The organism is Bacillus sp. NTK071, assembly GCF_017303315.1.
GTDB lineage: Bacteria > Bacillota > Bacilli > Bacillales > Guptibacillaceae > Guptibacillus.
This window is the reverse complement of record NZ_JAFKOI010000002.1, coordinates 1-11,924: the sequence shown is the minus strand read 5'-3', so window position 1 is coordinate 11,924 and position 11,924 is coordinate 1. Positions and strand designations below refer to the sequence as shown.

Below are 11,924 nucleotides of genomic sequence, written 5' to 3'. Positions count from 1 at the left end.
CTATGTTAGGATAGATTTGATAGGAGTGACTGTTATGAAACAAACCGATAAGCTATTACGATTAACGAAAGAGTTATTAGAAATGAATGAAGAAGCACGACATCAATATGCGACAAGGACGAATTTGGATGAATATGAAGTTAATTTCTATGAGGAAGTAAAACCCTTTGCCGATCGAACACTTGCGCTTCTAAAGGAATGGGAACCACTCGCAAGAGAATGGGTGATGGAGAATAAGCCAAAGTATTTGTATCCCATTCAAATTAAAAATACGTTTGAAAATCTCGAAATGGTATCCGTTGTTGCATGGCAAAAAGATACTGGACCTAAGAAGTTTAATGAGCGTGTCCAATCAATTGAGTATGTTCTTGAAAAGTTACTTGAACAGGCCGAATAAACGAGCATACAGCTCGTTTAATTTTTTGAGGGAACTTAGGAATTCTATGTGAAATTTAATTAAATTTCACATACCGTATTACATGTATAAAAATTCCCAACGTTGAGAAACACTATAGAAAAAGGGAGTGACACTATGACAGCTTATTTATGTCCAAGGTGTAAAACAAATCGAATGAGATTTAATAAAATCGAACAACGCGCAACCTCTGTAAAGCTTGATCCTGAATCTGGAGAAGTCGTATCGGTTATGGAAGAAGGTGCAACAGATCCATTTCATTTAGCGTATAAAGGTCCAGAAATGCGCATTCAGTGTGCAGCGTGTGGAGAAATTGGTGATGAAGAAACATTCATTCAATTTGCACGTTCTCATCCTCGGTCTAGTACTTAACTTATGGTCCTCCTGAATTCGTGGTATAGTGGAAAAGCAGGAGGGGATTGAATGTTTGATCCAACGATTTATGAGAACGTGAAAGTAGTTCTAGAAGGAGAATTGTATGATCGAGATCTTGAGGGAGAGATCTCGATTATTGATCGAAAGGATCTTGTTGACCTTGCATCACTATCACGTGTGTATGAAGTGCAATTCAATGAGAATCCACATGTTAAAGTTACCATTGGACTTTATGCCGATCTTGCAAGCTTTAGCGCTGAACAGCTTCAGCTTGAAAATGGCAACCCGGGTTGTGAAATTAGAATTAGTTTTGACGTGTCGATCTCAGATACAGAGGAATGTGTTGATATTGAGGAAGATATAAGAAGTATTTGGGGTTATCGGCCATCAATTCAACAGACGGTTTCTTTTGTTCATGATCAAGAGGAAGAACTAACTAGTCACATTAAACTAGAATTTAATCGACGAATTAATGAAGATCAAATAAGTGACCTTTCAGAACTTATCGAATATGCCGTTCAAACATCACAATTGCTTAACGAATAAGAAGGAGGCGGATTTCTCCGCCTCCTATAACCATGCTATTCGCTTAATAATTAGTAGCTTCCGCCGCCCATTTGCTGTTCAGCCATTTGGACAAGGCGCTTTGTGATTTCTCCTCCAACAGAACCGTTAGAGCGAGCTGTGGAGTCTGGACCAAGTTGTACGCCAAATTCGCTAGCAATTTCGTACTTCATTTGATCTAAAGCTTGTTGTACACCAGGGACTACCAGATTGTTTGAACTATTATTGTTTGCCATGTTGTGTACACCTCCTTGACTAATATAATGCTCAGTAACGTAAATTCATATACAAAAAGATAAGAGGAACATAATGGTAGAATAACAACTATTGAATTCTGAATATTTTGAAGGATTACGCTAGTTAACATCGAATTATTTACATAATGATATGTGTACTGGAGGAGATGACAAGGTGGAGCGTTTCGTTAAGAAGTCTGGTTTGTATCAAAACCCTGATAAGAGAAGGTGGGAGTATTGGATGGTTTCACAAGAGAACAAAGTTCTTGTTTCCTGGATATGCTGGAGTGCACCGCAGGATATAGTAGAGAAGTGGAAAGTATCTCATGCATGCTAACTATAGACCGCTTTTAGCGGTTTTTTATTTTAGTAGAATTATAAAAGATAATTATATAAGAGTAAGTCATACGAATCATAATTAAATAGTTGTATTAAATTTGCTCCTCATTAGCTATAATAGTGTTCGGATCAGGTCTTTTGTACTAGACATCACATTCTAATTTAATACGAACACTCTAAATAGCATGAAAGAAAGAGGAGCATCCATGATTCGAAAAAAGATTTGGCTTATTCCAGTTGTTGTCATTATGACAGCCTTTCTATTTCCTGAAACGTTATTAGCTCAACAACCCCCAGACATTAAAAGTGAAACCGCTATTCTAATTGATGGGAAGACAGGTCAAATCCTCTTTGAGAAGAATAGTCAAAAAGAAATGTACCCAGCGAGCATTACAAAAATTGTAACAGCATTAATGGCAGTAGAATCTGGGAAAATGAGTGATTCAACAGAAGTGAGTAAGAAAGCTCGAGAAGTGGATGGAACGAGAGTATATCTCGAAGAGGGTGAAATAGTACCATTAGAACAATTAGTGAAAGGTATGCTCGTTAACTCAGGAAACGATGCTGCTATTGCAATTGCCGAACATTTGAGCGGGAGTGTCGACTCTTTTGCAGATGATATGAATACGTTTGTAAAAGAGGAAGTAGGAGTGGAAAATAGTCATTTCACAAATCCCCATGGCTTATTTGACGTCCAGCATGTAACGACTGCCGAAGATATGGCGAAGATTACTCAGTATGCAATGAAAAATCAGCAATTCAAATCTATATTTGGTGTTAAAGAACTTGAATGGAGCGGTGAAGATTGGAATACGACCTTAATTAATCATCATCGTTTATTGCTTGATTATGTTTTTGTAACTGGTGGAAAGAATGGATTTGTATCAGAATCAGGATTTACCCTTGTTACTACAGCGACTAAAGGAAATCAGGAATTAATTGCTGTTACGATGAAAGCAACCGATGATCAAATTGCTTATCAAGATACGCTAACTCTTTTGAATTACGGTTTTGACGCTTTTTCTCCAGTCGTTTTTGAAGAAGGAACTGAGCTAGCAGAACGAGAAGGTAAGGAATATTTTTTAGCAGAAGATCTAACGCTTTTTCAGCAGGATAATCAAGCGGTGGAGATTTCCGTTAATGATTCTGGAAGGTTGGAGAGTGATACTGGTTCCATCCAATCAGTACTTGATTCTGAGTGGCTATCTAGTTCTAATACAGAGTCTACTTCTTCGAAAGATGCTACTAAGGTAGCGTCCACAACAAATGAAAAAGAAAAAGATCCCTTTTCAATATCGAGCAAGTTGATATTTTATATTGGTATTAGCGTTTTTACACTAATAATGATTGCACTATTTATTGGGAGTAAACCAAACAAAAGAAGGTCAAGAACTTTTCCATATTGATAGGAAGTGCCAAATCACATACAAAAAAGGACCCTTGTGGTCCTTTTTTCTAATCATTTAAAAAGAATGATAAACATTTAACTGCTGTCATACCCTGGCCAACGGAAGAAGCAATACTTGATAAAAGAGGGCGTGTGCAAACGTCTCCTGCAGCATAGACATAAGGAAGTGACGTTTGCCCTTCTGAAGCACAGGTTATATACCCTTCATGATCAAGAGAGATCCCATCTTTAAATGCATATGTATTCGGTTCAACACCGATTCGAATGAAAACTCCTTCCACTGAAATTGTGGATCTACTGTCATTAGTAGACAGTGTTATTTGTTTTCTACTACCACCTTGTATTTCTGTCACAATCGTATTGGTAATTACGTTAATATTGTCATGTTGTATGACTGGATCCTTAAATTCTTTTCTAGCTTTAAATTGTTCGGAACGATGGATTAAAGATACATTAGCTCCTGCTTCTGCTAGTAAAAGAGCACCCTCAAAAGCACGGTCTCCTCCTCCAATAACAGCTACATCTTTTCCACTGAATTTATCTTTGTCTCTTGTAGCAGAGTACACTTCATTTCTATCGATCATCTTTTGTTCACCAGGTACCCTTAATTTTCTTGGTGAAGAGCCAGTTGCCACAAGTATTGAACGAAACTGGTAGATTGCATTCGTATTAGTGAAAAGCAATTTCTCACCCCAATTAATCGATTCAACTATAGTACCAATTTCAAAATTGAAGTCAATATTCTGAGCGTGCTGCTTAAACTGCTCTTGGAGCTCAAGTCCGTTTTCTACGATCATACCAGGGTAGTCTATAATCTTGTTATGAATGTCTGATAATTGTCCACCAAGCTCTGTTCGTGCCTCAAGTAAGAGGTGATTAAGTCCCAAACGCTTCGCCCATATCGCAGCTGAAATGCCAGCTGGTCCTCCGCCAATAATGAGTAAATCGACTATCTTTTTCTGAATCACAGGTTTCTCCTCACTTCCATGTTGAAAGCCACTTCTCGAATTCTAACCAATTATTCACACGAGGAACATCGACTTGCTTATTATATTCATAGTTCATTGCCACTGCAGTTCTACCTGTTTCATTAAATGCAATCAAATTATGTGGTGCATCATCAAAAAGCAAATCTCCTCGAATCATTTCTTTTCGATGGGAGAAGATTAAATTCTTCTTTCCTATAAAGGGAAGGTGCTTTTCTACCCACAATTCTTTCTCAGTGTATGCGTATGTACGGCTACTTGTAACAATAAGGACATCATAATGCTGACTGATCCGTTTTAATACGTCAATCGCGTTTGGTAGAGGTTCAAGGTGCAGAAACAAACCAGCTTTATCTAGATAATCGTAAATTTTCTTCCCACATTCAGCTTTAACATAGTCTTCTGATCGCCAGCACTTAAGCTTCTCAACAGATAAATTATCATTATAGTCTTCGTTGTATCGTTTATGCCATTCAGACATAAGATCGCAAATAACGGAGTCCATATCAATTAGTAACGTTTTCATTAGCTCACTTCTTTCATATCACATTCCACTTTACTATAACAGTGAACAGTATTCGCGACAATTCTTCATAAAGAAAGCAAGAACCTTATGGTCCTTGCTCTGTTTATTAGCATTTAACGAAAGCTGTTCCTACGATGATAAGTAGGATAAAAAGTACAACAATGAGCGCAAACCCATTTCCTGCAGGGCGGCAAGGCATGCCATACCCAGCTCCAGCTACAGGCTGATAAGGTTCATTTCCATAAGGTGCATTGTTTGCATGGTACATATAAGGTCCCCCTTTAATTTCTCTTTCTTTACCACTGTATGTATTCGTCTAAAAAAGATATAGGCAAGAGCGGAGGGGGAGTAGAAATTAGGTGAAAAACTAGAAAAGAATAGCTACATTAAGAGCTAATTCCTTTGTCTTTCACCTGTTGTCTTATGAAGTTAAATCGATAATCATCTGTTAGTTCTTTAACTTCCTTACTCAAGAACAAGATTGCGATAACGTTTGGTACAACAAACAATGCCAGAGTAATATCAACTAGTTCCCAGATAAATTGAAGGCCACCTATAGCACCTACAAAAATAGAAAGGATATAAATAAATCTCATTACTTTTGAAAAAGGTATTCCGAATAAATATTCTGCCTGTTTCTCTCCATAGAAGACAAGGACGCCAATCGTGCTGATGACAAAGATTAATAATAAAGAAGAAACGAAAATGGGTCCCCATGTTGGTCCCATTAATCCTGAGAATGCATCTGAAACCATATCAGCTGCATTTGCAGGTTTGACATCCTTCCATGCGCCTGACAGTAGTACTGTGAATGCAGTGATTGTACAAAGCACAATAGTATCAATAAAGACGCTGAAGATTCCCCATAATCCTTGTCTGCAGGGGTGTGGCGTATGTGCAGCAGAATGGGCAATCGATGCTGTACCCATTCCAGCTTCATTAGAATAAAGTCCTCTCGCAAGACCCCAACGAACAGCCGCTGCAAACCCTGCACCGGCAAATCCACCAGCTGCTGAAATAGGTTGAAAAGCATGGATGAAAATTAACTTCATTACCTCAGGGAATTGATCAATATTGATTGCCATTACACCTATAGCACCTGCAATATATGTAACAACCATAAAAGGAACAATCTTTTCTGCAACAGCGCCGATCCTCTTGATACCACCAAATACAACGATGGAGATCAAGACAATTAAAATAGCTCCAGTTACCCAAGTAGGCAAACCAAATGAGCTTTCGGTAAGGGTTGAAATGGAGTTCGTTTGTACCATCACACCTGGAATAATTTCAATCATTAGTCCAAACGCAAATAGCGATGAAGCGAATTTCCATCCTAGTCCTTTTTTTATGTAGTACATTGGTCCGCCAACGTATTCCCCATCTTCTTTTTCTTCTCGGTATTTAATACCAAGAACAATTTCAGAGAACTTAGTGGACATACCAATAATGGAGACAACCCACATCCAGAAGATAGCGCCAGGTCCACCAAAAGCTATTGCAACTGGTACGCCGACAATGTTTGTCGCACCTGCAGTGGAAGCGAGTGCTGATGCAAACGCCTGAAAAGGAGATATAGTTCCATCGCCTTTTTCTTTCTGAAATATCTTGCCGATTGTATGTTTTAAAGCATGTGGGAAGAATATAATTTGAAAAAATCCCAGGCGGATCGTTAAAAACAAACCACCCCCAAGTAGCAAAATCATCATAGGATAGCCCCAGATGAAAGCAGAAAATTCAGTAACAGCATTTAAAATACTATCCATAATAACATCTCTCCCTATTTTAGGTTATATAGTTAATATCCAATAAGTGGGAGCGCGAAACGTCATTTCCGTCATCCTTCAAAAATGAGCACATAGACATAGGCTCAATGAAAGAAAAGAGTTATTTCGAATCACTCGTTATAGCAGCTATTTTGATTAACAGTGCCACGACATAAAGAAACAGCCGGAAGATCCGGCTGTTGGTTAGTGAGCCTGTGGAGGTTTGTTATCTTGAGACGGCTGAGCGCTAAGCTGGTTTTTAACTTCTTGAATTTCATTTGCTTGAGCAGCAGCAGCAGGCTGGTAATAGCCTTTCTGCTTGGCGTATTGATATAAGTTGTATTGTCTTTGCTCATCTGTGTTTCGAATTTGTTGCAATGCTTCACGAAGTTGCTGATTATCAGCTTGTGAAATAACATTACCATAGCCGCTTAAGCTACTGTTTAATACGGATAAATAATCATTAACCATATCTTTTTCGTTCATAAGATCCCTCCTTAACTTAAAAATCCCATTAACTGTTGTTTCGTATTTCGTGCATCCTGTGCATCATTTTGTAACATTTGCTTTAATTCTGGACACGTGCAAGATTGGGCGTATGAATCAAGTTTGTTGGCGAGCGTTTCATGTCCACCAATCATATGACGAAGATTTTGAAGTTCAAGTTCGTTTAATTGCGCCATCAAGATTCCCTCCTTAAATTCAATCTTTTTTATTATGAAGAAAAGGGAGGATTATATACACAATTAAGCAATCACATTTCGTTCATTTGAGTATTGCTTATACTTTTCCTTGCTCATGATATCGTGGAGGATTTGAACGACGTTCCAAACATCTTCATATGAAGAATATAGAGCAATTGGGGCCAACCGAATAACATTCGGAGAGCGGAAATCAGGGACGACTCCATTTGCTTTTAACGCCTTGCAAATTCTGGCTGCTTCAGAATGTTCAAGACATACATGTCCACCACGCTGTTCATCTTCCGTTGGATTTGCTATTGAGAATCCAAAAGGACTTAGTGTATCTTCTGTAAGGTTCATGAGGTAACGAGTTAATGACAATGATTTGCTACGGATTGACTCGATCCCGGCCTGTTGGAAGAGCTCTAAAGAACCAATTAATGGTGCCATACTAAAGATATGAGGTGTACCGATTTGATAAGCACCAGCAGATGTTGCGTGATCTAGGTCATGACTCATATCAAACTGCACTTCTTTTTTTGAACTGAACCACCCAGCTAGACCAGGTCGCATTCCAAGATGTTTCTCGTGAACAAAAAGCCCACCAACACCACCAGGTCCGCTATTTAAATATTTGTATGTACACCATACGGCAAAATCAATACCCCATTCATGCAATTCATGTGGAACTACACCAATTGAATGAGCAAGATCAAAACCAATAATAATGTTTTTTTGGTGTGCAGCTTCAGTTAATGCCTTTATATCCAAAAGCTGTCCACTTCGGTATAGTACAGAAGGGAGAAGGATAAGAGCAACGTCATCATCCATTGCATTAATAATATCCTTTTCATTAATGGTTCTCCCGTCATCACTCTTTACTTGCATTAAGTGAAGGTCTGGTGATAAACCATGAAGCGTGAGCTGACTTTTAATAGCATAGACATCAGATGGGAATGTTAGAGAATCAGCCAGAATTTTTGTTTTGTTTCCCTCAGGCTTGTAGAAAGTGGACAACATTTGATGAAGGTTCGTCGTAATGGATCCTGTTGTGATGGTTTCTTTTGGAAGGGCTCCGATTAGTGAAGAAGTCATTTTTCCGATTTTCTCAGCCATATAGAACCATGGTTCGTTACCTTCAGTCCAACCATCTATTCCATTTACCTTCCAATCATTTAATGATTGAAGGAGGGATGCTTCAGCTTTTTTGGAGAGTAAACCTAATGAATTACCATCCATATAAATGGTATTTGGTTGTAAATAGAATTCTTTTCTAAAGTCTGAAAGTGGATCTTTATTATCAAATTCTTTTGCATACCTAATACTCTGTGATAAACTCATAATACTCAGCTCCTTTTATACAACTAATCGTATGAAAGGCTTGCGTCTCTGTCAACGCTTTCAACCTTAACTTGGCGCATTGCTAGAATGTAAATGAAAAAATCTATAAGTTTTTTTAGAATAATGATTGACTTCTTAAGATGTTCAATGATATTATATAAAACGTCGCTGATACACAACAAAGCACATGCGGGTGTGGCGGAATTGGCAGACGCGCTAGACTTAGGATCTAGTGTCTTACGACGTGGGGGTTCAAGTACCTTCACCCGCACCATATAATTTGCGCCCGTAGCTCAATTGGATAGAGCGTCTGACTACGGATCAGAAGGTTAGGGATTCGACTTCTCTCGGGCGCACCATACATAATGTAAGTGGCGGTGTAGCTCAGCTGGCTAGAGCGTACGGTTCATACCCGTGAGGTCGTGGGTTCGATCCCCTCCGCCGCTACCAATTACAATTTCATCGTGGAGGGGTAGCGAAGTGGCTAAACGCGGCGGACTGTAAATCCGCTCCCTCCGGGTTCGGCGGTTCGAATCCGTCCCCCTCCACCATCAATGGGCTATAGCCAAGCGGTAAGGCAACGGATTTTGATTCCGTCATGCGCTGGTTCGAATCCAGCTAGCCCAGCCATAATGCGGGTGTAGTTTAGTGGTAAAACCTCAGCCTTCCAAGCTGATGTCGTGGGTTCGATCCCCATCACCCGCTCCATAAATTTCTACAAGATTCATTATGAAAGTGACTTCCTGTAGAAAGCAAAACGTGGTATACTATCAATTAGTTGCCAATTATATCATGCGCCTTTAGCTCAGCAGGATAGAGCAACAGCCTTCTAAGCTGTGGGTCAGAGGTTCGAATCCTCTAAGGCGCATACGAATTAGAAAAACCTCTGAGTGTTATACACTCAGAGGTTTTTTTGAATTATAATAAGCCTAGTGAATGATATGCTTTTTAAGTTAAAACCGAACATTATAAAAGAATGTTCGTATTTTATTAACTTTTACAAGGCATTTCCGCACAGATCATTTGATTAATATTGAAAATATGCTAATATATCCGTAGAAACCATACATTGCAGTAACTGACGACAAAGTGTGGAACTAACCACAGGGGAGCTGCCATGTACATTGCCGGTCGTCTGGGCAAAGAGTTAAATACTTCACTCTTTACCATTGTTCAGGAGGAATTAATATGATTAATGACGAGAAATTGTTAGACGGTAGAGCCGTAGCGAATCGCATAAAGGAAAAATTAAAAACAAGAGTTAGCGTTATTAAGGAGCGAGGCGTAACACCAAGCCTAGTTACTATTCTTGTTGGAGACGATCCTTCGTCTGAAACGTATGTTAGGATGAAAGGGAACGCATGTGAACGTGTAGGAATTACTTCAAGGAAAATTCATCTGTCTAAAGAGACAACAACTGAAGAATTAGTAAAAACGATATCAGATTTAAATGAAGATAACTCTGTCCATGGTATTTTACTTCAACATCCTGTGCCATCTCAAATTGACGAGAGATTAGCATTTGAAACGATTTCAATTGATAAGGATGTTGATGGAGTAACTAGTGCAGGTTACGGACAAACAGCACTTGGGTTTGGAACATATCCTTCTTGTACACCTGCAGCCATTATGAGAATCATGGAAGATTATGATATTCAAGTTGAAGGAAAACATGCAGTAGTGGTGGGGAGAAGTCCTATTCTCGGCAAGCCTGTATCTGCTTTACTTTTAAATCAAAATGCAACTGTGACAACCTGTCATTCGAGAACAAAGGATTTAGCATCCCATGTACGTCAGGCTGACATTGTCGTAGCAGCTGTTGGTAAACCAGAATTTATCAAAGGCGAATGGATCAAGAAAGGTGCCATTGTTCTTGATGCTGGATACAACAAAGGGAATATTGGTGATGTTGAATATGAACAGGCAGCAGAAAATGCTTCTTACATTACACCTGTTCCTGGTGGCGTAGGTCCCGTAACGATTGCTATGCTACTAAATCATACGGTTGATGCAGCAGAGAAAACGCTCAACTAAATTATCGAGTAGTAATACTAAATACAAAAGTGGTTATATTGTGATTGGGATTGAAGTTGTCGAACGTCATATGCGATCGTAACGAGTATAGGCCAGCCGAGAGCTGGCTTTTTTATTATGAATTGATTCGAAGTGTAATGAGAGTAAAATACGCGTATTTCATGTAGAATTGTAAAGAGATTAGCAAGTAATGTTGGAGGAACGAAAATGAATTGTTTTATTGTTATGCAAGGTGATACATATAGAGAAGAGAAAGAGGCATGTGTCATTTGGTCGCCAAAAGAAGATAAAAGCGGCAATGAACCTCATTCTTGGAAACGATTGAAAGAAGTACATGCCGGTGATCAATTATTTCACTATGTTAGGGGCAACATTGTTGCCGTTAGTATTGCAAAGAAAGATTGCAAAGAGGCGCCTAAACCATCTACCTTACCCTATCATCATAAGCCAAATGAAGGGTATCTAGTGAAGTTAGAGTATCATGAATTGGATATACCGGTTAATGTGAAGGAGCAGTTTCATGAAATTTATCCTTTCTTACCTCTTAAGTATGCACCGTTTCAGGATGATGCTAACGGGAATCCAGGCTATTTGTATCCATGTAATGAGGAATTAACTATTAAATTACTTGAGCTCATTAGTGAGTCGAATTTTTATCGAGTAGATGAAGAACAATTAGAATTAACCATTGATGAGGTAAGGAAAATTGAACGGAACACATTAGTCCCGTTAATTACAGAAATAGAATCTGAAGCGAAAACAAAAATGCGGTGGGGCGAGCAAAAATTCAGGAAAGATCTGATGCCACTTTGGGAAGACAAGTGTGCGATTTGTGGAATTAACTTACCGGAATTATTAAAAGCAAGCAGATCAAAACCATGGAAAGATAGCACAAACCAAGAGCGATTGGATCCATATAACGGGTTACTCCTATGTAGTAACCATGATGCGCTTTATCATGAAGGATTAATAGCATTTGATGGACAAGGACGGTTGCACATTTCTTCTGTCATTAAGGAAGAGGATTTTGAGATGTATGGATTAATCCCTCGTGCAAAAATTCAGATTCATCCTGAGAATAAAGTGTATCTCAAGTGGCATAAACGGAACATTTTTAGCAGGGATGACGAGGATGAATTAAGCTAATATTTTCAAAAGAGGCTGGGACATAAGTAAATAACCATGAGAAAGACCCGAACAATTCATTTGAATCAGATCGGGTCTTTCGTAATTTACAGATAGGAAACAACC

At 38.8% G+C, this 11,924-nt stretch carries 15 protein-coding genes, 7 tRNA genes and 1 riboswitch; of the genes, 14 read left to right on the top strand and 8 right to left on the bottom strand.

What is annotated here, in order from left to right:
• Window positions 1–34: 34 nt before the first annotated feature.
• From JI666_RS04220 to JI666_RS04210, 3 genes are all read left to right on the top strand, one after another.
• Entirely contained in the window at window positions 35–397 is a 363-nt protein-coding gene (locus JI666_RS04220) for a YppE family protein (protein ID WP_206889328.1), read from the top strand.
• 135 nt (window positions 398–532) lie between these two features.
• On the top strand, window positions 533–787 hold the full coding sequence (locus JI666_RS04215; protein ID WP_206889327.1) for a DNA alkylation repair protein: 255 nt from the start codon (window positions 533–535) through the stop codon (window positions 785–787).
• Window positions 788–838: 51 nt separating this feature from the next.
• Entirely contained in the window at window positions 839–1,336 is a 498-nt protein-coding gene (locus tag JI666_RS04210; protein ID WP_206889326.1) for a hypothetical protein, read from the top strand.
• Window positions 1,337–1,386: 50 nt separating this feature from the next.
• Here the strand turns inward: JI666_RS04210 and JI666_RS04205 are convergent, their stop codons facing one another.
• Window positions 1,387–1,590 carry an alpha/beta-type small acid-soluble spore protein gene (locus tag JI666_RS04205; RefSeq protein ID WP_098443926.1) on the bottom strand — a complete coding sequence of 68 codons (204 nt, stop codon included), beginning with the start codon at window positions 1,588–1,590 and terminating at the stop codon, window positions 1,387–1,389.
• A gap of 175 nt (window positions 1,591–1,765) precedes the next feature.
• Here JI666_RS04205 and JI666_RS04200 point away from each other — a divergent pair, with 175 nt between their 5' ends.
• Together JI666_RS04200 and JI666_RS04195 are read left to right on the top strand one after the other, a co-directional pair.
• Window positions 1,766–1,927: a hypothetical protein gene (locus JI666_RS04200; protein WP_206889325.1), complete on the top strand. Its 162-nt coding sequence runs from the start codon at window positions 1,766–1,768 to the stop codon at window positions 1,925–1,927.
• A gap of 208 nt (window positions 1,928–2,135) precedes the next feature.
• Entirely contained in the window at window positions 2,136–3,335 is a 1,200-nt protein-coding gene (locus JI666_RS04195) for a D-alanyl-D-alanine carboxypeptidase family protein (protein ID WP_206889324.1), read from the top strand.
• Window positions 3,336–3,384: 49 nt separating this feature from the next.
• Here JI666_RS04195 and JI666_RS04190 read toward each other — a convergent pair whose 3' ends face one another.
• The 7 genes from JI666_RS04190 to kynU all read right to left on the bottom strand — a co-directional run bounded on the left by JI666_RS04190 (window position 3,385) and on the right by kynU (window position 8,639).
• Entirely contained in the window at window positions 3,385–4,305 is a 921-nt protein-coding gene (locus tag JI666_RS04190; RefSeq protein ID WP_349769297.1) for an NAD(P)/FAD-dependent oxidoreductase, read from the bottom strand.
• 10 nt (window positions 4,306–4,315) lie between these two features.
• Window positions 4,316–4,849 (bottom strand): 5' nucleotidase, NT5C type, encoded by a 534-nt coding sequence (locus JI666_RS04185; protein ID WP_206889323.1) that lies wholly within the window; start codon window positions 4,847–4,849, stop codon window positions 4,316–4,318.
• Between the two features lie 106 nt (window positions 4,850–4,955).
• Window positions 4,956–5,117, bottom strand: coding sequence for a YjcZ family sporulation protein (locus JI666_RS21605; protein ID WP_276528442.1), 162 nt, complete (start codon window positions 5,115–5,117; stop codon window positions 4,956–4,958).
• Between the two features lie 118 nt (window positions 5,118–5,235).
• A complete protein-coding gene (locus JI666_RS04175; protein ID WP_206889321.1) occupies window positions 5,236–6,615 on the bottom strand; it encodes an alanine/glycine:cation symporter family protein in 1,380 nt (459 codons plus the stop codon).
• Window positions 6,616–6,819: 204 nt separating this feature from the next.
• Complete coding sequence (locus JI666_RS04170; protein ID WP_206889319.1) at window positions 6,820–7,101, bottom strand: spore coat protein; 282 nt, start codon at window positions 7,099–7,101, stop codon at window positions 6,820–6,822.
• Window positions 7,102–7,112: 11 nt separating this feature from the next.
• Window positions 7,113–7,298: a hypothetical protein gene (locus JI666_RS04165; RefSeq protein WP_136947221.1), complete on the bottom strand. Its 186-nt coding sequence runs from the start codon at window positions 7,296–7,298 to the stop codon at window positions 7,113–7,115.
• A 63-nt stretch (window positions 7,299–7,361) separates the two neighbouring features.
• Complete coding sequence (gene kynU / locus JI666_RS04160) at window positions 7,362–8,639, bottom strand: kynureninase (protein WP_206889316.1); 1,278 nt, start codon at window positions 8,637–8,639, stop codon at window positions 7,362–7,364.
• Window positions 8,640–8,828: 189 nt separating this feature from the next.
• Here kynU and JI666_RS04155 point away from each other — a divergent pair.
• The 9 genes from JI666_RS04155 (at window position 8,829) to JI666_RS04115 (ending at window position 11,819) form a co-directional block, all read left to right on the top strand.
• A tRNA-Leu gene (locus tag JI666_RS04155) sits at window positions 8,829–8,913 on the top strand.
• An 8-nt stretch (window positions 8,914–8,921) separates the two neighbouring features.
• A tRNA-Arg gene (locus JI666_RS04150) sits at window positions 8,922–8,998 on the top strand.
• A 14-nt stretch (window positions 8,999–9,012) separates the two neighbouring features.
• Window positions 9,013–9,089 (top strand) — tRNA-Met (locus JI666_RS04145).
• 16 nt (window positions 9,090–9,105) lie between these two features.
• Window positions 9,106–9,190 (top strand) — tRNA-Tyr (locus JI666_RS04140).
• A 4-nt stretch (window positions 9,191–9,194) separates the two neighbouring features.
• Window positions 9,195–9,269, top strand: a tRNA-Gln gene (locus JI666_RS04135).
• A gap of 4 nt (window positions 9,270–9,273) precedes the next feature.
• Window positions 9,274–9,347, top strand: a tRNA-Gly gene (locus JI666_RS04130).
• An 86-nt stretch (window positions 9,348–9,433) separates the two neighbouring features.
• Window positions 9,434–9,507 (top strand) — tRNA-Arg (locus JI666_RS04125).
• Between the two features lie 196 nt (window positions 9,508–9,703).
• A riboswitch (ZMP/ZTP riboswitch) is annotated at window positions 9,704–9,787 on the top strand.
• Between the two features lie 40 nt (window positions 9,788–9,827).
• Window positions 9,828–10,673, top strand: a complete 846-nt coding sequence (locus tag JI666_RS04120; protein WP_211201436.1) for a bifunctional 5,10-methylenetetrahydrofolate dehydrogenase/5,10-methenyltetrahydrofolate cyclohydrolase — start codon at window positions 9,828–9,830, stop codon at window positions 10,671–10,673.
• A 207-nt stretch (window positions 10,674–10,880) separates the two neighbouring features.
• Complete coding sequence (locus tag JI666_RS04115; RefSeq protein WP_206889314.1) at window positions 10,881–11,819, top strand: HNH endonuclease; 939 nt, start codon at window positions 10,881–10,883, stop codon at window positions 11,817–11,819.
• Window positions 11,820–11,924: the final 105 nt, after the last annotated feature.

What these genes read in the sequence shown, in the direction of transcription:
- JI666_RS04115 (WP_206889314.1), top strand. Translation starts at nt 10,881, where the DNA reads ATGAATTGTTTTATTGTTATGCAAGGTGATACATATAGAGAAGAGAAA.
- JI666_RS04210 (WP_206889326.1), top strand. Translation starts at nt 839, where the DNA reads ATGTTTGATCCAACGATTTATGAGAACGTGAAAGTAGTTCTAGAAGGA.
- JI666_RS04220 (WP_206889328.1), top strand. Translation starts at nt 35, where the DNA reads ATGAAACAAACCGATAAGCTATTACGATTAACGAAAGAGTTATTAGAA.
- kynU (WP_206889316.1), bottom strand. Translation starts at nt 8,639, where the DNA reads ATGAGTTTATCACAGAGTATTAGGTATGCAAAAGAATTTGATAATAAA.
- JI666_RS04195 (WP_206889324.1), top strand. Translation starts at nt 2,136, where the DNA reads ATGATTCGAAAAAAGATTTGGCTTATTCCAGTTGTTGTCATTATGACA.
- JI666_RS21605 (WP_276528442.1), bottom strand. Translation starts at nt 5,117, where the DNA reads ATGTACCATGCAAACAATGCACCTTATGGAAATGAACCTTATCAGCCT.
- JI666_RS04205 (WP_098443926.1), bottom strand. Translation starts at nt 1,590, where the DNA reads ATGGCAAACAATAATAGTTCAAACAATCTGGTAGTCCCTGGTGTACAA.
- JI666_RS04170 (WP_206889319.1), bottom strand. Translation starts at nt 7,101, where the DNA reads ATGAACGAAAAAGATATGGTTAATGATTATTTATCCGTATTAAACAGT.
- JI666_RS04175 (WP_206889321.1), bottom strand. Translation starts at nt 6,615, where the DNA reads ATGGATAGTATTTTAAATGCTGTTACTGAATTTTCTGCTTTCATCTGG.
- JI666_RS04120 (WP_211201436.1), top strand. Translation starts at nt 9,828, where the DNA reads ATGATTAATGACGAGAAATTGTTAGACGGTAGAGCCGTAGCGAATCGC.
- JI666_RS04215 (WP_206889327.1), top strand. Translation starts at nt 533, where the DNA reads ATGACAGCTTATTTATGTCCAAGGTGTAAAACAAATCGAATGAGATTT.
- JI666_RS04185 (WP_206889323.1), bottom strand. Translation starts at nt 4,849, where the DNA reads ATGAAAACGTTACTAATTGATATGGACTCCGTTATTTGCGATCTTATG.
- JI666_RS04165 (WP_136947221.1), bottom strand. Translation starts at nt 7,298, where the DNA reads ATGGCGCAATTAAACGAACTTGAACTTCAAAATCTTCGTCATATGATT.